The sequence below is a fragment of the Cupriavidus sp. DB3 genome (assembly GCF_020418465.1).
Lineage (GTDB): Bacteria > Pseudomonadota > Gammaproteobacteria > Burkholderiales > Burkholderiaceae > Cupriavidus > Cupriavidus cauae.
This window is the reverse complement of the sequence record NZ_JAIZPL010000001.1, coordinates 257,540-275,099: the sequence shown is the minus strand read 5'-3', so window position 1 is coordinate 275,099 and position 17,560 is coordinate 257,540. Positions and strand designations below refer to the sequence as shown.

Below are 17,560 nucleotides of genomic sequence, written 5' to 3'. Positions count from 1 at the left end.
CCGTATTCAGTTCGAAGGAGTCTTCATGGATATCCAACGCTTTGGCGTCGAAGGCGGCACCGGCACCGGCGGCCAGCACATGCCGTTCGCACGCGCGGTCGCTGCCGACGGCTGGCTGTATGTGTCCGGCCAGGTGCCGATGGTCGATGGCGAGGTCGTCGACGGCGGCATCGTCGCGCAGACCCACCAGGCCATCAGGAACGTGCTGGCGATCCTGGCCGAGGCCGGCTACGGCCCCGAGCATGTGGTCCGCTGCGGCGTCTGGCTCGACGACGCACGCGACTTCGCCTCGTTCAACAAGATCTTCAAGCAGTATTTCGGCGCCAATCCGCCCGCGCGTGCCTGCGTGCAGTCGAGCATGGTGGTCGACTGCAAGGTCGAGATCGACTGCATCGCCTACAAGCGTCCGGGCGGCTGAATCCACGGAATCCGCTGATTCAGCCGATTCGCCGATTCCGCGCATTGCCCTGATCCCGCGGATACAGGCGGATACAGCGAATCCAGGCCGCCTCCCCTTCCCTTTTCCCAACCGGGCCGCGCCAGCGGCCTCTTTCATACGCCGCGGCGCCGACCGGCCCCGCGCACCCCAAGGAGACAACATGGTCCCAGTCACCGGAACCACGCTGTTGCTGTATGCGCTGATCGCCGTGATCGCGCTGGTCGTGCTGATCGCGCGATTCAAGCTGAACCCCTTCATCACGCTGGTAGTCGTCTCTGTGCTGCTCGGCTTCTCGGTCGGCATGCCGATGAACGAGATCGTCAAGTCGTTCGAGGCCGGCGTCGGCGGCACGCTCGGCCATATCGCGCTCGTGGTGGGCCTGGGCACGATGCTCGGCAAGATGATGGCCGAGTCCGGCGGCGCCGAGCGCATCGCGCGCACGCTGATCGCCTTCTTCGGCGAGAAGAACGTGCACTGGGCGATGGCGACCATCGCCTTCATCGTCGGCCTGCCGGTGTTCTTCGAGGTCGGCTTCGTGCTGCTGATCCCGATCGCCTTCAATATCGCGCAGCGCACCGGCACCTCGATGGTCAAGGTCGGCATCCCGATGGTGGCCGGCCTGTCCGTGGTGCACGGCCTGATCCCGCCACATCCGGCGGCACTGCTGGCGGTGACCGCCTACGGCGCCGACATCGGCCGCACGATCCTGTACGCGCTGATCGTGGGCATCCCCACCGCGGCGATCGCCGGTCCGATCTTCGCGAAGCTGATGGACCGCCATATCAAGCTGCCCGCCGACAACCCGCTGGCGGCGCAGTTCATCGAGGAAGCCGACGACACCGCGCCGGCCCAGGCGCTGCCGGGCTTCGGCATCACGGTCTTCACGATCCTGCTGCCCGTGATCCTGATGCTGATCGGCAGCGGCGCCGACCTGGTGACGACGCCCAAGACCTGGGCCAACGACTTCCTCAAGCTGATCGGCAACTCGGTGATCGCGCTGCTGATCGCCGCGCTGGTCAGCTTCTACACTTTCGGCAAGGCGCGCGGCTTCAATCGCGAGGCGATCCTGCGCTTCACCAACGAATCGGTGGCGCCCACGGCGATCATCACGCTGGTGGTCGGTGCCGGCGGCGGCTTCGGCCGCATCCTGCGCGACTCGGGCATCTCGAACTCGATCGTGGAAGTGGCCACCGGCGCCAACGTCTCGGTGCTGGTGCTCGGCTGGCTGGTCGCCGTGATGATCCGCATCGCGACCGGCTCGGCCACCGTGGCGATGACCACCGCGGCCGGCATCGTCGCGCCGATCGCGGCCAGCGTGCCGGGCACGCGGCCCGAGCTGCTGGTGCTGGCCACCGGCGCGGGCTCGCTGATCCTGTCGCACGTCAACGATGCGGGCTTCTGGCTGGTCAAGGAGTACTTCAACATGACCGTGGCGCAGACGTTCAAGACCTGGACCGTTTGCGAGACGATCATCTCGGTGGTGGCGCTGCTGCTGACGTTGGGGCTGGCCACCGTGATCTGAGCGGGAGGAAGGCCGCGGCGGCGGCTGTGCCAAATCGGCGCGTCTTACCTACAATGGCCGGGAAGTTGCCGGCTCGCCAGGAGACGCCATGCCCATCGATCGTCGCCGCTTCCTTGCCTGCTCCGCCGCGCTGGCGGGCACGCTGACGTCCGCCGCACGGGCCCAGCCCGGCCAGGCATCGGCCTCCGCGTCCGCAGCCCCCGGCACGCCGGCCGCGGGCGGCAGCGCTGGCCCGCTGCGTCGCGCCATCCCCGGCACGCGCGAAACCCTGCCGGTGATCGGCCTGGGCACCGCCGACACCTTCGACGCGCCGACGCAGGGCCTGCAGCAGAGCCCGCTGTCCGAGGTGATGTCGCTGCTGCTGCGGATGCCGGGCGCCGTTCTCGATACCGCGCCCAGCTATGGTGCCGCGGAGGCCGTCACCGGCGAATTGTTGCGCCTGCACAATGGCCGCAGGCAGGTCTTCCTCGCCACCAAGATCTCGGCATCAAGCAGCAGCGCGCCGGCGCAATGGGCGCGCTCGCAGCAGGAGCTGGGCAGCGACACCGTCGACCTGCTGCAGGTCCACAACCTGATCGACTGGGAAGAGAACCTGCGTTTCCTGCGCCGGCTGCAGGAACAGGGCAAGACCCGCTATATCGGCGTGACCCACTATCGCGCCGATGCGCACGAGCGGCTCGAGCAGATCGTGCGCAGCGAGAAGATCGACTTCGTGCAGATCAATTACTCGCTGGGCGAGCGCGAGGCCGAGCGCCGGCTGCTGCCGCTGTGCCGCCAGCGCGGCATCGGCGTGCTGATCAACCGGCCGTTCCAGGACGGGCGGCTGTTCCGCGCGGTGCAAGGACGCCAGCTGCCGCCGTGGGCGGCCGAACTCGATTGCAGCAGCTGGGGCCAGCTGTTCCTCAAATTCATCGTCAGCCATCCGGCGGTGACGGCGGCGATTCCGGCGACGTCCAATCCCCGCCATATGCGCGACAACCTCGGCGCGGCGCTCGGCCGCATGCCGGACGCGCAGCAGCGCGAGCGCATCGCGGCGCTGCTGACCTAGCGCCCGTCCACCGCAATCGCCAGGCATGGCAGCCGCCCCGCCTCCGCACCCCGACCCTGGCCACGGCCCCGGCCGCCTCGGCGCGCTCGGCATCCGCCCGGGCGAACACGCGGCCGTAGTCGCGGCATTCGGCTTCTTCTTCTGCCTGTTCGCCAGCTACTTCATGCTGCGGCCAGTGCGCGAAACGATGGGCATCGCCGGCGGCGTGCAGAACCTGCAATGGCTGTTCACCGCGACCTTCGTCGTGATGCTGGCCGCGATTCCGCTGTACGGCCTGTGCAGCTCGCGGCTGCCGCGGCGGCGCTTCGTGCCCTGGGTCTATGCCTTCTTCATCGCCAATCTGCTGGCCTTCGCGCTCGCCACGCGCGCGCGGCCCGACGATGTCTGGCTGGCGCGGGTGTTCTACGTGTGGCTGTCGGTGTTCAATCTGTTCGTGGTGTCGGTCGCGTGGAGCCTGATGGCGGACGTGTTCCGCCCCGAACAGGCGCGCCGGCTGTTTCCGGTGATTGCGGCGGGCGCCAGCGTCGGCGGGCTGACCGGGCCGCTGCTGTCGGGATGGCTGGTCGGGCCGATCGGGCTGACCGGGCTGATGCTGCTGTCCGCCGTGCTGCTGGCGGCGACGCTGCCGGGTTGCGCGTGGCTGTTCCGGTGGCGGGCGCGGGCCGGGGCCGGGGCCGGGGCCGCGGCCGGTGCCGCAGCCGGTACTGCGATCGGTACCGCAACCGGTGTCGCGACCCGGGCCAGGGCTGACATTGGCGCCGGGTCCATCGCGCCGCGCGATGCCGCGGCGAGCGCCGCACCCACGCACCATGCCGGCCCCGCGCGCGACGATCCGCGCGATCCCATCGGCGGCAGCCTGCTGGCCGGCCTGACGCTGATCGCCCGCTCGCGCTATCTGCTCGGCATCGCGCTGTTCGTGATCCTGCTGTCGACCGCCAGCACCTTCCTGTACTTCGAACAGGCGCGGCTGGTCGCGGAGACTTTCCCCGACCGCACCGAGCAGACGCGCGTGTTCAGCGCGATCGACGCGATCGTGCAGGCCGCCACCATCGCGATCCAGCTGTTTTTCTCCGGCCAGATCGCGCGGCGCTACGGCGTGACCGCGCTGCTGACGGTGGTGCCCCTGGCCGTGGCGGGCGGCTTCGTGCTGCTGGCGATCTGGCCGGTGTTCGGCGTGCTGGCCGGCGTGATGGTGCTGCGCCGCGTCGGCGAGTACGCGCTGGTGCGGCCCGGCCGCGAGATGCTGTTCACCGTGGTCGATGCCGAGACCAAGTACAAGGCCAAGAACGTCATCGACACGATGGTCTACCGCGCCGGCGATGCGGTCAGCGCCTGGGTCAAGACCGGCATCGACGCGCTGGCCGGCCATCCGGCGGTGGTCGCCCTGACCGGTGCCGTGCTGACCCTGGTCTGGGGCTTGCTTGGGTGGTGGCTGGGCCGGCGCCACCAGGGCGCCGCCGACCTGCCGGCGCGGACAGCGACCGCCACGGCCGAGGCCGCGGCCCGCATGCCGGGCCGCTAGCCCTCGCATTCGGCCAAAATGGCGGCTTGCGGGGCCAAGCGGGCAGCATTGCCCCGCCGTGCCGATGCCGCAGGCATTACAGTGTCGGCCGAACCCCGTGGAGCCGAGCGGTGCTGGGTGGTGCCGCGCGGTGCCGTGCGATAACGCGCGATGCCGCTACTGCCGCTGCTGCCGCTGCTGCCGCTGCTGCCGGCCCCGCGTCCGCCATCGATCGAACCCGCCACGCGCCCCGCGCGTCGCCACCTTAGGAAAGCCGCCATGAAAACCAAAGCCGCCGTCGCCTGGAAAGCAGGCGCCCCGTTGACCATCGAGGAAGTCGACCTGGCCGGACCGCGCGCCGGCGAGGTGCTGGTCGAGATCAAGGCCACCGGCATCTGCCATACGGACTACTACACGCTGTCGGGCGCGGACCCCGAGGGCATCTTCCCCGCCATCCTCGGCCATGAGGGCGCCGGCATCGTGACGGAGGTCGGCCCGGGCGTGACCTCGCTGAAGCCCGGCGACCACGTGATCCCGCTCTACACGCCCGAATGCCGCCAGTGCAAGTTCTGCCTGTCGCGCAAGACCAACCTGTGCCAGGCGATCCGCGCGACCCAGGGCAAGGGCCTGATGCCGGACGGCACCTCGCGCTTCTCGCTCGACGGCAAGCCGATCTTCCACTACATGGGCACGTCGACCTTCGCCAATCACATCGTGGTGCCGGAGATCGCGCTGGCCAAGATCCGCGACGACGCGCCGTTCGACAAGGTCTGCTATATCGGCTGCGGCGTCACCACCGGCGTCGGCGCGGTGCTGTTCACGGCGAAGGTCGAGGCCGGCGCCAATGTGGTGGTGTTCGGCCTGGGCGGCATCGGGCTGAACGTGATCCAGGGCGCGAAGATGGTTGGCGCCGACAAGATCATCGGCGTCGACATCAACCCGAACCGCGAGGCGCTGGCGCGCCAATTCGGCATGACGCACTTCGTCAATCCGAACGAGGTCGAGAACGTGGTCGACCATATCGTGCAGCTGACCGACGGCGGCGCCGATTACTCGTTCGAATGCATCGGCAATACCAAGGTCATGCGCCAGGCGCTGGAGTGCTGCCACAAGGGCTGGGGCAAGTCGATCATCATCGGCGTGGCCGAGGCCGGCGCCGAGATCTCGACCCGTCCGTTCCAGCTGGTGACCGGCCGCGAGTGGAAGGGCTCGGCCTTCGGCGGCGCGCGCGGCCGCACCGACGTGCCCAAGATCGTCGACTGGTATATGGACGGCAAGCTGAACATCGACGACCTGATCACGCACACGCTGCCGCTGGAGCGGATCAACGAGGGCTTCGACCTGATGAAGCGCGGCGAGTCGATCCGTTCGGTGGTGCTGTACTAAGGCCGGAGGCGCGACGCTCATGCTCGAACTGCTCTCCGAGCACGGCTGCTTCGGCGGCGTGCAGCGCTTCTACCGGCATGCGTCGACCGCGGTCGGCCTGCCGATGCGCTTCTCGGTCTTCCTGCCGCCCGCGGCGCTGGCCGGCGTCGGCACGCCGCGGCCGGCCCTGATCTATCTGGCGGGCCTGACCTGCACCGAAGAAACCTTCATGATCAAGGGCGGCGCGCAGCGGCTCGCCGCGCAGCTCGGCCTGATCCTGGTTGCGCCCGATACCAGCCCGCGCGACACCGGCATCCCCGGCGAGGCGGACGAATGGGACTTCGGGGCGGGCGCGGGCTTCTATCTGGACGCGACGCAGGCGCCGTGGAACGCGCACTGGCGCATGGAAAGCTATGTCGCCGGCGAGCTCCACGATCTGGTGGTCGGCGAACTCGGCGCCGACCCGCGGCGCATCGGCATCTTCGGCCATTCGATGGGCGGCCACGGCGCGCTGGTGCTGGCGCAGCGCCATCGCGAGCGCTTCCGCTCGGTGTCGGCGTTCGCGCCGATCGCCGCGCCGTCGCAATGTCCCTGGGGCGAGAAGGCGTTCAGCCGCTATCTCGGCGACGATCGCGCGCAATGGCTGCAGTACGATGCCAGCGCGCTGATGCAGGCGCAGCCCACCGCGCCCTTCCCCGGCGGCATCCTGATCGATCAGGGGCTGGCCGACAAATTCCTCGCCGACCAGCTGCATCCCGAGGCCTTCGAGGCGGCCTGCGCCGCGGTGGGCCAGCCGCTGACGCTGCGGCGGCATCAGGGCTACGACCACGGCTACTACTTCATCTCCACGTGGATGGAGGACCATCTGCGCCATCACGCGGCGCAATTGCAGGACGGCTGACCGGCCGGTGGAAGGCGCTTCGGCGTTTCGGTGCTTGAGCGCTGCGGTGCTTGGGCGCTGCGGTGCTTGAGCGCTTCGGTACTTGAGCGCTTTGGTGCTTGGGTGCTTGGGTGCTTGGGCGCTACGCCGCCGCGCCAAACCGCTGGCGATAGTCGCGCGGTGTGATGCCCAGATGGCGCAGGAAGGCGCGCCGCAGCGCTTCGTCGGAACCGAAGCCGCTGCGCGCGGCCACCGCCTTCAGGGGCAGCTCGCCCTGCTCCAGCAGGCGGCGTGCCGCTTCGAGCCGCGCCGATTCGATGAAGGCGGTCGGGCTCGCCCCGGTCTCGCGCGCGAACACACGGCGGAAATTGCGCTCGCTCATCGCGGCCCGCGCCGCCATCTCGCTCATCGTGAACGCGCGGGTCAGGTCGCGCAGGATCCAGTCCTGGACCTCGCGCACGCCGGCGTGGCCGGTGGTCTGGCTGGCCAGATGCACGCTGAATTGCGACTGGCCGCCCGGACGCTTCAGGAAGACCACCAGCTCGCGCGCCAGATCGAGCGCGATCTCGCGTCCGAGGTCCTCTTCGACGATGGCCAGCGCAAGGTCGATGCCGGCCGTGACGCCGGCCGAGGTCCACAGCCGGCCCTGGCGCACGAAGATCGCATCGGGATCGACCGCCACCGCGGGATAGCGCTGCCGCAGCAGCGGCGCCACGCTCCAGTGCGTGGTCGCGCGCTTGCCGTCGAGCAGACCGGCGGCGGCCAGGAAGAACGATCCCGAACACAGCGCCACCAGCCGGCCGATGCGCGGGGCCACCGCGCGCGCCCACGGGACGATCTCCCCCGCTTCCTGCAACGCCCCTTCGATATCGCGCGCGCCGACGATCACCGCGGTGTCGGGCAGCAGCACCGTGTCGAGCCGCGCGGTGGCCTCCAGCGTCATCAGCGTGTCCGAACGCACCGGGCCCACACGCGTCGAGACGATGCGCGTCCGATAGGCCGGCGGCTGGCCGCGCCGGGCCAGCTGCAGGTTGGCATAGTCGAACACCGTCATCGGTCCGACCGCCTCCATGGCCTTGAAGCCGGGATAGACGACGAGATCGATCTGATGGGGTGCGGGGGACGGCTGGGACATGAAGCGGGAACGGCGGGCAGCCGGCGGAAACGAACCGCAGGAGGGACCGCGATCTTTGGAAAACGAGCGAAGGCGACAGTGTAAACGACGCCCCGTTGCCGCCCGTGCGGGGAGCCCGGCCGCATCCGCTTGCTATCATGGACTGCAGACCGTTGCGCCCCCGATCCCCCCGATCACCCCTGATCACTTCGCTGCGAGCCGCCCGTGCCCCATGAAGTCAGCCTGATCACCACCATCGCCGCCGGCCTCGGTCTGGCGCTCGTCTTCGGCTTCATCTGCGCCCGCCTCGGCGCGCCGGCGCTGGTCGGCTATCTGCTGGCCGGCATCGTGATCGGCCCGGCCACGCCGGGCTTCGTCGCCGACATGGCGCTCGCCGGCCAACTCGCGGAAATCGGCGTGATGCTGCTGATGTTCGGCGTCGGCCTGCACTTCTCGCTGGAAGACCTGCTGTCGGTGCGCGGCATCGCGCTGCCGGGTGCGATCGTGCAGATCGCCTTCGCCACCGCGCTCGGGGCCGGCGTGACGCGGCTATGGGGCTGGCCGCTGGCCGACGCGCTGGTGTTCGGCCTGTGCCTGTCCGTCGCCAGCACCGTGGTGCTGCTGCGCGCGCTCGAGCAGCGCGGCACGCTCGATTCGGTCAACGGCCGGATCGCGGTCGGCTGGCTGGTGGTCGAGGATCTGGTGATGGTGCTGGTGCTGGTGATGCTGCCCGCGCTGGCCGAGGTGTTCGGCACGGTGCCGTCGGGCCAGGCCGCGGCCATCGCGGCGGGCGGCAACGGCGCCGTGCCGCCCGATGCGGGCGCGTCGCTATGGGCGACGGTGGGCGCCACGCTGGGCCGCGTCGCGGTCTTTATCGCGCTGATGCTGCTGGTGGGCCGCCGCGTGTTTCCATGGCTGCTCTGGCAGGTCGCGCGCACCGGCTCCAACGAACTGTTCACGCTGTGCCTGGTCGCGGCGGCGGTCGGCATCGCCTACGGCTCGGCGGTGCTGTTCGGGGTCTCGTTCGCGCTCGGCGCCTTCTTCGCCGGCATGGTGCTGCGCGGCTCGGCGCTGAGCCATCGCGCCGCGCAGGAGACGCTGCCGCTGCGCGACGCCTTCTCGGTGCTGTTCTTCGTCTCGGTCGGCATGCTGTTCGACCCCCGCGTGCTGCTCGACGCGCCGTTGCAGGTCATTGCCACGCTGGCCATCGTGATCGTCGGCAAATCGTTGGCCGCGCTTGCGCTGGTGCTGACGATGCGCTATCCGCTGAACACCGCGCTGACGGTGTCGGCGAGCCTCGCGCAGATCGGCGAGTTCTCGTTCATCCTGGCCGGGCTCGGTGTCACGCTCGGCATGCTGAGCCCGCAGGGACACAATCTGGTGCTCGCCGGCTCGTTGATCTCGATCGCGCTCAATCCGCTGGTGTTTCGCACCGTGGAGCCGCTGCAGCGCTGGATCCGCGCGCGCTCCGAACTGGCGCGCAAGCTCGAGCGCAGCGCCGATCCGCTGGCCGAGCTGCCGGCGACGGTCGATCAGGCGCTGCTGACGCGGCAGGTGGTGCTGGTCGGCCACGGCCGCGTCGGCCGCCGTATCGTCGGGGCACTGCGCGCGCATGGCGTGCCGGTGGTAGTGGCCGACCAGAACCGGGAGATCGTCGAGGCGCTGCGCGCGCAAGGCGTGCCGGCGGTATCGGGCGATGCGGCCGAACCGTCCGTGCTGATCCAGGCGCATATCGCGCGCGCCGGCATGCTGGTGATCGCCACGCCCGATACCGTCGGCGTGCGGCGCATGGTCGAGATCGCCCGCACGCTCAATCCCGGGATCCGCATCCTGGTGCGCACGCACAGCGAGGACGAGGCCGCGCTGCTGCTGAAGGACCGCGTCGGCGAGGTGTTTCTCGGCGAGCAGGAACTGGCGACGGCGATGATCCGGCGCGTGCTGGAGAGCGCGCGGCAGGACGCCGCCGCGGCCGTCGATGCCAGCGCGAAGGGCAGCGTGAACAACGGCGCGAACCGCGGCGCCGACACCGGCGACCGGCGCGCCGACGCGCCGCACTGATCCCGTCCGCTGCGCCGCGCGCTCAGTCCGCGGCGGCGTGCATGCCGCGATAAACCCCGGGCCGCAGCCCGGTCCAGCGCCGGAACGCCCGATGGAAGGCGCCGGGCTCGGCAAACCCCATCTCGGCGGCGATCTCGGTGATCGGCAAGTCGGTATGACTGAGCGCCTCGATCGCCAGGTCGCGCCGCAATTCGTCCTTCAGCTGCTGATAGGTGGCGCCCTCCTCCATCAGCCTGCGCCGCAGCGACGAGGCAGACAGATGCAGCGCCGCCGCGAGCGCCTCGAAGGTCGGCCATCCATCCGGCCGCGACTGCCGCAGCAGCCGGCGAACCCGCGCGGCCACGCTGCTGCGGTCCGAGTACTTGACCACCACGTTATGGGGCGCGTCGCGCAGGAAGGCCTTGACGCTGCGCTCGTCGTGCCGCACCGGATGGTCCAGCCACGCCGCGTCGAAGATCAGCGCGGTGCAGGGCGCATCGAAGGCGAGCTGGCGTGAGTACATGACGCGGTATTCCGCGCTGTAGTCGGGCTCCGGATAGCGGAACGCGGCCAGCCGCACCGGCACCCGCCGCCGCGCCAGCCAGCACATCAGCCCGTGCAGCATGATCAGCAGCGTCTCCTGGGCGAACACGCCGGGACGGCGGCGCGACGGCTCGGTCAGCACCAGCGCGGCGCGCTCGGGGCCGGCGCCGGGCGCGTCGCCATCGTAGCGGCGCAGCAGCTGCACGCCGATATCGTCGAGCAGCAGGCCGAAGCCGCGCGCGACGCGGTCGAGCCCCTGCCCCACGGTGCGGCTGCCGGCCACCGCATGGCACAGCAGCGCGAAGCTGCCGGGCTTCATCGCGCGCGAGTCCTGACCGAAGAACTCGTCGCCAAGCGCCGCCGATACCGCCAGCCACAGCCCGCTGTAGCTCGCCGCGGACACGCGCGCCTGCGCGACCGCCAGCATCGCCGGCGCGATACCGGCGGCGCGCAGCACCGGCTCCGGATCGATGCCGCGCGAGCGCAGCCCGGAAATCGCATGGTGGACAAAGCAGATCGCGACGCTACCTTTTTCCATCGGCACGCGAGGCAGTAACGGGACGCAACAGCAAAGACATGGAGACGATCCGTAAGGTGGTCGGGATGCCGGCTGCCGCCGTCACGGCAAGCGGCGGGCAGTGGCAAATCAGTTCAGCACAGTTGGCGGATTTTGGCATAGCGCGCGCCGGCATCGCCTTTCTACACTGCCGTCATTCCACGACCGCCCCACGGCGACCGCACCACGACGACCGCACCACGACGGCCCCGCAACCACGCGACCACAGCGCCATGTACAGCGAATACACCGAGCAGCAACGCATGATCCGCGACACCGCGCGCGCCTTCGCCGAGGAACGGCTCAAGCCCAACGCCGCGCAATGGGACCGCAGCGGCCAACTGCCCGACGAGATCGTCGCCGAGATGGGCGCGCTCGGCCTGCTCGGCATGATCGTGCCCGAGCAATGGGGCGGCACCTATACCGACTACATCGCCTACGCGCTGGCGATCGAGGAGATCGCCGCCGGCTGCGCGGCCTGCGCGACGCTGATGAGCGTGCACAGCTCGGTCGGCTGCGGCCCGATCCTGCACTACGGCAGCGAGGCGCAGAAGCAGCGTTATCTGCCGGCGCTGGCCAGCGGCGAGCTGATCGGCGCGTTCTGCCTGACCGAGCCGCAGGCCGGCTCCGAGGCGCACAACCTGCGCACGCGCGCGCGGCCGACCGACGACGGCTGGGTCCTGTCGGGCAACAAGCAGTTCGTCACCAACGGGCAGCGCGCCGGCATCGCCATCGTCTTCGCCGCGACCGAACCGGAGCGCGGCAAGCGCGGATTGTCGGCTTTCCTCGTTCCGACCGACACGCCGGGCTTTCACGTCCATGCCCCGGAGAAGAAGCTCGGCATCCGTGCTTCGGACACCTGCGCGATCACGCTGGAGGACTGCGTCGTGCCGCACGACGCGCTGCTCGGCGACACCGGCGAGGGCCTGCGCATTGCGCTGTCGAATCTCGAAGGCGGCCGCATCGGCATCGCCGCGCAGGCGATCGGCATCGCGCGCTCGGCCTTCGATGCCGCCTGCCGCTATGCCGGCGAACGGGTGCAGTTCGGCCGGCCGCTGCGCGAGCATGCGCCGATCGCCAACATGCTGGCCGACATGGCGACCGAGCTGAACGCGGCGCGCCTGCTGGTGCATCGCGCCGCGCGCATGCGCAGCGACGGCCAGCCCTGCCTGTCCGAGGCCTCGCAGGCCAAGCTGTATGCGTCGGAACTGGCCGAACGGGTCTGCTCCAAGGCGCTGCAGATCCATGGCGGCTACGGCTACCTCGAGGACTACCCGGTCGAGCGGCACTACCGGGACGCGCGCATCACCCAGATCTACGAAGGCACCAGCGAGATCCAGCGGATGCTGATCGCCCGCTCGCTGTAGTTCGCGCCTCGCCTTTCCTGACGACTTGCACGACCAGACAAACGATGGAGACACCATGACCACACAGCCCGCCACCGACACCGCGATTCCGACAGTCAAGCTGCTGATCAACGGCGAATGGGTCGAATCGGCCGCCACCGAATACCGCCAGGTCGTCAATCCGGCCACGCAGCAGGTGCTGGCGCGCGTGCCGCTGGCCACGCAGGCCGAGGTCGACGCCGCCGTCGGCGCGGCGCAGCGCGCCTTCGCCAGCTGGCGCCATACGCCGATCGGCGCGCGGCTGCGCATCATGCTGAAGTACCAGGCGCTGATCCGCGAGCACAGCAAGCGCATCGCCGCGATCCTGACCGCCGAGCAGGGCAAGACGCTGTCCGACGCCGAGGGCGACATCTTCCGCGGCCTCGAGGTGGTCGAGCACGCCGCCTCGATCGGCACGCTGCAGCAAGGCGGCTTTGCGGAGAACGTGGCGGCGACCGTGGACACCTACACGCTGCAGCAGCCGATCGGCGTGTGCGTCGGCATCACGCCGTTCAATTTCCCGGCCATGATTCCGCTGTGGATGTTCCCGATGGCGATCGTCTGCGGCAATACCTTCGTGCTCAAGCCGTCCGAGCAGGACCCGCTGTCGACGATGGACCTGGTGGCGCTCGCGCTCGAAGCGGGCGTGCCGCCCGGCGTGCTGAACGTCGTGCATGGCGCGAAGGACGTGGTCGACGCGCTGTGCACGCATCCCGATGTCAAGGCGGTGTCGTTCGTCGGCTCGACCGCGGTTGGCACCCACGTCTACAACCTGGCCGGCAGCCACGGCAAGCGCGTGCAGTCGATGATGGGCGCCAAGAACCACGCGGTGGTGCTGCCCGACGCGCACAAGGAGCAGACGCTGAACGCGCTGGTCGGCGCCGCCTTCGGCGCGGCGGGCCAGCGCTGCATGGCGACGTCGGTGGCGGTGCTGGTCGGCGCGGCACGCGACTGGGTGCCCGAGCTGATCGCCAAGGCCCGCACGCTGAAGGTCGGCGCCGGCGCCGAGCCCGGCACCGATGTCGGACCAGTGGTGTCGGTCGCGGCGAAGCAGCGCATCCTGGGCCTGATCGAGGCCGGCGTGAAGGAAGGCGCGACGCTCGCGCTCGATGGCCGCGAGGTCAGCGTGCCGGGCTATCCGGACGGCAACTTCATCGGGCCCACCGTATTCACCGACGTCACCACCGAGATGTCGATCTACACGCAGGAGATCTTCGGGCCGGTGCTGGTGGTGATCGGCGTCGACACGCTCGACGAGGCGATCGCGCTGGTCAACCGCAACCCCTTCGGCAACGGCACCGGCGTGTTCACGCAGAGCGGCGCCGCGGCGCGCAAGTTCCAGAGCGAGATCGACGTCGGCCAGGTCGGCATCAATATCCCGATTCCGGTGCCGGTGCCGTATTTCAGCTTCACCGGCTCGCGCGGCTCGAAGCTGGGCGACCTCGGCCCCTACGGCAAGCAGGTGGTGCAGTTCTACACGCAGACCAAGACCGTGACGGCACGCTGGTTCGATGACGAGACCGTCAACCAGGGCGTCAATACCACCATCGCGCTGCGCTGAAACCGGCAACGCACAGGAGACCTCGATGCAGCAGACCTCGATGCATATCGCCTTCATCGGCCTGGGCAACATGGGCGCGCCGATGGCGCGCAACCTGCTGAAGGCCGGCCACACGCTGACGGTATTCGACCTGAACGCGCAGGCGCTGGCCGCGTTGCGCGAAGCCGGCGCCAGCGGCGCCGATTCGCCGCGGCAGGCGGCCGCGGAAGCCGATATCGTGATCACGATGCTGCCGGCCGCGGCCCATGTGCGCGGCGTCTACACCGGCGAGAACGGCGTGCTGGCCGGCGTGCGTCCCGGCGTGCCGCTGGTCGATTCGAGCACGATCGATCCGGCGACGGTACGCGAACTGGCCGCGCTGGCCGCGCGTCAGGGCAATCCGTTCGCCGACGCGCCGGTGTCCGGCGGCACCGGTGGCGCGCAGGCCGGCACGCTGACCTTCATGGTCGGCGCCGAGGCGGCGCTGTTCGAGCGGCTGCAGCCGGTGCTCTCCGGCATGGGCAGGAACGTGGTCCGCTGCGGCGACACCGGCACGGGCCAGGTCGCGAAGATCTGCAACAACCTGATCCTGGGCATTTCGATGATCGGCGTATCCGAGGCGATGGCGCTTGGCGCCCGGCTCGGCATCGACACCACGGTGCTGGCCGGCATCGTCAACACCTCGACCGGGCGCTGCTGGTCCTCCGACACCTACAACCCCTACCCCGGCGTGATCGACACCGCGCCGGCCGCGCGCGGCTACAGCGGCGGCTTCGGCGCCGAGCTGATGCTCAAGGACCTGGGGCTGGCCAACGATGCCGCGCGCGCGGTGCGGCAGCCGCTGTTCCTCGGCGCCCTGGCGCAGCAGCTGTATCAGGCGATGTGCCAGCGCGGCGATGGCCAGCTCGATTTCTCGGGCGTGATTCGGCAATACCTGGATGCCGATGGAGGGACGGCGTGAACGCAAGGGCCGAAACCATGCCGCACGCGGTGGATGCCAAGGGCACAGACGAGGTCCGCTTCGACGTCATCAATCGCGTCGGGCTGGTCACGCTGAACCGGCCACGCCAGCTCAATGCGCTGTCGTATCCGATGATCCTGGCGCTGCGCGAACGACTGCGGCAATGGGCATCGCGGGACGATGTCGTCGCCGTGGTGCTGCGCGGCGCAGGCGACAAGGCGTTCTGCGCCGGCGGCGATATCCGCGCGCTGTACGACAGTTATCGCGACGACATGGCGGGGTGTGGCGGCAACGATGGCGAACCGCTGTACCACCGCTTCTTCGTCGACGAATACCAGCTCGATTTCGAACTGCACCGCTATCCCAAGCCGGTGGTCGCGCTGATGGACGGCATTGTGATGGGCGGCGGCATGGGGCTGGCGCAGGCCGCGCGGCTGCGCATCGTCACCGAACGCGCGCGCGTCGCGATGCCGGAGACCGGCATCGGCCTGGTGCCCGATGTCGGCGCCAGCCACTTCCTGTCGCGCATGACGCCCGAGCTGGCGCTCTATGTGGGCCTGACCGGGGTGACGCTCGGCGCGGCCGACACGCTGCTCTGCGGGCTCGCGGATGTCGCGGTCGACAGCGCCGGGCTGGTGGAACTGGAGGCGACGCTGGCCAGCATCGACTGGTCCGGCAGCGCCGGCCCCGGCAGCGACGGCGACACGGTGCTGGCGATCCTGCGCCGCGCGCTGGTCCCCGCATCGCCGGTCACCGCGGCCGACGCCCCGCTGCTGAAGGTCCTGCCCGCCCTGCTGCGGCATTTCCGCGCCGACGCGACGCCGGCGGCGATCCTGCAGGGACTCGCGGGCGAGCAGGATGCCTGCTGCACGGACCGGGCGGAGCGCGCCGACCGGGCCGACCGAGCCGACCGAGCCGACCGGGCCGACCGAGCTGATGGCGCCGACCGAGCCGATGGTGCCGACCGAGCCGATGGTGCCGACCGCGCCGGTGGCTCCGATGGTCCCGAAAGGGCCGAATGGGCCGAATGGGCCGCCAAGACCGCCACGCTGCTGCGCGGCCGCTCGCCGCTGATGACTGCGGTCACGCGTGAACTGCTGCTGCGCGGCCGCCGGCTGGACCTGGCCGATTGCTTTCGCATGGAGCTCGACGTGGTCAGCCACGCCTTCACCGACGGCGATTTCATCGAGGGCGTGCGCGCGCTGATCGTCGACAAGGACCAGACCCCGCACTGGCGGGTCGGCAGCCATGACGAGGTCGATCCCGATGCGGTACGCCGGTTCTTCGTATCACCGTGGCAAGGGGAGCGGCACCCGTTGGCATCGCCCGCCTTGACTTGCTGATTCCCCCGCTCGCGCGGGCGCGACGACCTACCCCTTCGCCCCGCCCCCGCGCGCCGGCTCATGCGCGGCCGGCGCGACCAGCCCATCGGCGCGGAACATCGCCTTGATGCCCCGCACCGCCTGCCGAATGCGCGATTCGTTCTCGATCAGCGCGAAGCGGACGTAGTCGTCGCCGAAGTCGCCGAAGCCGATGCCCGGCGATACCGAGACCTTGGCCTTCTCCAGCAGCTGCTTGGCGAACTCCAGCGAGCCCAGCGCGCGATACGGTTCGGGAATCCGCGCCCAGATATACATCGACGCCTTCGGCAGCTCCACCGGCCAGCCGGCTTCGTTCAGGCCGCGCGCCAACACGTCGCGGCGCGACTGGTATTGCGCGGCGATCTCGCGCACGCACTGCTGGTCGCCTTCGAGCGCGGCGATCGCGGCGATCTGCAGCGGCGTGAAGGTGCCGTAGTCGTGATAGCTCTTGATGCGCGCCAGCGCCGTCACCAGGTCGGCGTTGCCGGCCATGAAGCCGATGCGCCAGCCGGCCATGTTGTAGCTCTTGGACAGCGTGAAGAACTCCACCGCGATGTCCTTGGCGCCCGGCACCTGCAGGATCGACGGCGCCTTCCAGCCGTCGAAGACGATGTCGGCATAGGCCAGGTCGTGCACCACCAGGATGTCGTGCTTGCGCGCCAGCGCGATCACGCGCTCGAAGAAATCGAGCTCGACGCATTGCGCGGTCGGGTTGGACGGAAAGCCCAGCACGATCATCTTGGGCTTCGGATAGCTGCCGCGGATCGCGCGCTCGAGCTCGGCGAAGAAGTCGACGCCCGGAATCAGCGGCACCGAGCGGATATCGGCGCCGGCGATCACCGCCCCATAGATGTGAATCGGATAGCTCGGGTCCGGCACCAGCACGGTGTCGCCGCGATCGAGCGTGGCCAGCATCAGGTGCGACAGCCCCTCCTTCGAGCCGATCGTCACGATGGCCTCGCGTTCCGGATCGATCTCGACGTCGTAGCGCTCGCGATACCAGTGCGAGATCGCGCGCCGCAGCCGCGGGATGCCGCGCGAGGTCGAATAGCCGTGGGTATTGGGGCGCTGCGCCGCCTCGGTGAGCTTGGCCACGATATGCGCGGGCGTCGCGCCATCGGGGTTGCCCATGCTCATGTCGATGATGTCCTCGCCGCGACGGCGCGCGGCCATCTTGAGCTCGGCGGTGATATTGAAGACGTAGGGGGGAAGACGATCGATGCGCGCGAAGCGGCGCTGGCCCGAAGTGCTCGGGCCCGGGGATGCCGGAATGGCTGACATGGTTGTCCTTGTACGTAAGCGCCCGGA

General features: G+C 69.8%; 14 protein-coding genes. 11 read left to right on the top strand and 3 right to left on the bottom strand.

The genetic code is table 11. From position 1 onward, the window contains the following. Positions 1–25: 25 nt before the first annotated feature. From K7G19_RS01200 to fghA, 6 genes are all read left to right on the top strand, one after another. Complete coding sequence (locus K7G19_RS01200) at positions 26–418, top strand: RidA family protein (RefSeq protein WP_006579898.1); 393 nt, start codon at positions 26–28, stop codon at positions 416–418. 181 nt (positions 419–599) lie between these two features. Then, positions 600–1,961: a GntP family permease gene (locus K7G19_RS01195; RefSeq protein WP_149318135.1), complete on the top strand. Its 1,362-nt coding sequence runs from the start codon at positions 600–602 to the stop codon at positions 1,959–1,961. An 88-nt stretch (positions 1,962–2,049) separates the two neighbouring features. Next, positions 2,050–3,009, top strand: a complete 960-nt coding sequence (locus K7G19_RS01190; RefSeq protein WP_226105310.1) for an aldo/keto reductase — start codon at positions 2,050–2,052, stop codon at positions 3,007–3,009. A 25-nt stretch (positions 3,010–3,034) separates the two neighbouring features. Further along, entirely contained in the window at positions 3,035–4,531 is a 1,497-nt protein-coding gene (locus K7G19_RS01185) for an NTP/NDP exchange transporter (protein ID WP_226105308.1), read from the top strand. Between the two features lie 258 nt (positions 4,532–4,789). After that, entirely contained in the window at positions 4,790–5,896 is a 1,107-nt protein-coding gene (locus K7G19_RS01180) for an S-(hydroxymethyl)glutathione dehydrogenase/class III alcohol dehydrogenase (RefSeq protein WP_150083436.1), read from the top strand. Positions 5,897–5,915: 19 nt separating this feature from the next. Continuing rightward, positions 5,916–6,776 carry an S-formylglutathione hydrolase gene (gene fghA, locus K7G19_RS01175; RefSeq protein ID WP_226105306.1) on the top strand — a complete coding sequence of 287 codons (861 nt, stop codon included), beginning with the start codon at positions 5,916–5,918 and terminating at the stop codon, positions 6,774–6,776. Positions 6,777–6,897: 121 nt separating this feature from the next. Here the strand turns inward: fghA and K7G19_RS01170 are convergent, their stop codons facing one another. Next, positions 6,898–7,890, bottom strand: coding sequence for a GlxA family transcriptional regulator (locus K7G19_RS01170; protein ID WP_149318130.1), 993 nt, complete (start codon positions 7,888–7,890; stop codon positions 6,898–6,900). A 204-nt stretch (positions 7,891–8,094) separates the two neighbouring features. Here K7G19_RS01170 and ybaL point away from each other — a divergent pair, with 204 nt between their 5' ends. Beyond that, positions 8,095–9,927, top strand: coding sequence for a YbaL family putative K(+) efflux transporter (gene ybaL, locus K7G19_RS01165; protein WP_226105304.1), 1,833 nt, complete (start codon positions 8,095–8,097; stop codon positions 9,925–9,927). Positions 9,928–9,949: 22 nt separating this feature from the next. Here the strand turns inward: ybaL and K7G19_RS01160 are convergent, their stop codons facing one another. Continuing rightward, a complete protein-coding gene (locus K7G19_RS01160) occupies positions 9,950–10,987 on the bottom strand; it encodes an AraC family transcriptional regulator (protein WP_149318128.1) in 1,038 nt (345 codons plus the stop codon). A 251-nt stretch (positions 10,988–11,238) separates the two neighbouring features. Between K7G19_RS01160 and K7G19_RS01155 the strand changes: the two genes are divergently transcribed. From K7G19_RS01155 to K7G19_RS01140, 4 genes are read left to right on the top strand one after another with little or no spacing between them, the layout of a single operon-like run. Beyond that, a complete protein-coding gene (locus K7G19_RS01155) occupies positions 11,239–12,372 on the top strand; it encodes an acyl-CoA dehydrogenase family protein (RefSeq protein WP_149318127.1) in 1,134 nt (377 codons plus the stop codon). Positions 12,373–12,427: 55 nt separating this feature from the next. Beyond that, positions 12,428–13,951, top strand: a complete 1,524-nt coding sequence (locus K7G19_RS01150; RefSeq protein WP_226105302.1) for a CoA-acylating methylmalonate-semialdehyde dehydrogenase — start codon at positions 12,428–12,430, stop codon at positions 13,949–13,951. Between the two features lie 40 nt (positions 13,952–13,991). Then, entirely contained in the window at positions 13,992–14,891 is a 900-nt protein-coding gene (mmsB, locus tag K7G19_RS01145; protein ID WP_149318374.1) for a 3-hydroxyisobutyrate dehydrogenase, read from the top strand. Further along, complete coding sequence (locus K7G19_RS01140; protein WP_370639461.1) at positions 14,888–16,234, top strand: enoyl-CoA hydratase/isomerase family protein; 1,347 nt, start codon at positions 14,888–14,890, stop codon at positions 16,232–16,234. The genes mmsB and K7G19_RS01140 overlap by 4 nt, the downstream gene beginning before the upstream one ends. A 27-nt stretch (positions 16,235–16,261) precedes the next feature. Here the strand turns inward: K7G19_RS01140 and alaC are convergent, their stop codons facing one another. Then, on the bottom strand, positions 16,262–17,533 hold the full coding sequence (gene alaC, locus K7G19_RS01135) for an alanine transaminase (RefSeq protein WP_226105300.1): 1,272 nt from the start codon (positions 17,531–17,533) through the stop codon (positions 16,262–16,264). Between the last annotated feature and the right edge of the window lie 27 nt (positions 17,534–17,560).

What these genes read in the sequence shown, in the direction of transcription:
- K7G19_RS01200 (WP_006579898.1), top strand. Translation starts at nt 26, where the DNA reads ATGGATATCCAACGCTTTGGCGTCGAAGGCGGCACCGGCACCGGCGGC.
- K7G19_RS01195 (WP_149318135.1), top strand. Translation starts at nt 600, where the DNA reads ATGGTCCCAGTCACCGGAACCACGCTGTTGCTGTATGCGCTGATCGCC.
- K7G19_RS01190 (WP_226105310.1), top strand. Translation starts at nt 2,050, where the DNA reads ATGCCCATCGATCGTCGCCGCTTCCTTGCCTGCTCCGCCGCGCTGGCG.
- K7G19_RS01185 (WP_226105308.1), top strand. Translation starts at nt 3,035, where the DNA reads ATGGCAGCCGCCCCGCCTCCGCACCCCGACCCTGGCCACGGCCCCGGC.
- K7G19_RS01180 (WP_150083436.1), top strand. Translation starts at nt 4,790, where the DNA reads ATGAAAACCAAAGCCGCCGTCGCCTGGAAAGCAGGCGCCCCGTTGACC.
- fghA (WP_226105306.1), top strand. Translation starts at nt 5,916, where the DNA reads ATGCTCGAACTGCTCTCCGAGCACGGCTGCTTCGGCGGCGTGCAGCGC.
- K7G19_RS01170 (WP_149318130.1), bottom strand. Translation starts at nt 7,890, where the DNA reads ATGTCCCAGCCGTCCCCCGCACCCCATCAGATCGATCTCGTCGTCTAT.
- K7G19_RS01160 (WP_149318128.1), bottom strand. Translation starts at nt 10,987, where the DNA reads ATGGAAAAAGGTAGCGTCGCGATCTGCTTTGTCCACCATGCGATTTCC.
- K7G19_RS01155 (WP_149318127.1), top strand. Translation starts at nt 11,239, where the DNA reads ATGTACAGCGAATACACCGAGCAGCAACGCATGATCCGCGACACCGCG.
- K7G19_RS01150 (WP_226105302.1), top strand. Translation starts at nt 12,428, where the DNA reads ATGACCACACAGCCCGCCACCGACACCGCGATTCCGACAGTCAAGCTG.
- mmsB (WP_149318374.1), top strand. Translation starts at nt 13,992, where the DNA reads ATGCATATCGCCTTCATCGGCCTGGGCAACATGGGCGCGCCGATGGCG.
- alaC (WP_226105300.1), bottom strand. Translation starts at nt 17,533, where the DNA reads ATGTCAGCCATTCCGGCATCCCCGGGCCCGAGCACTTCGGGCCAGCGC.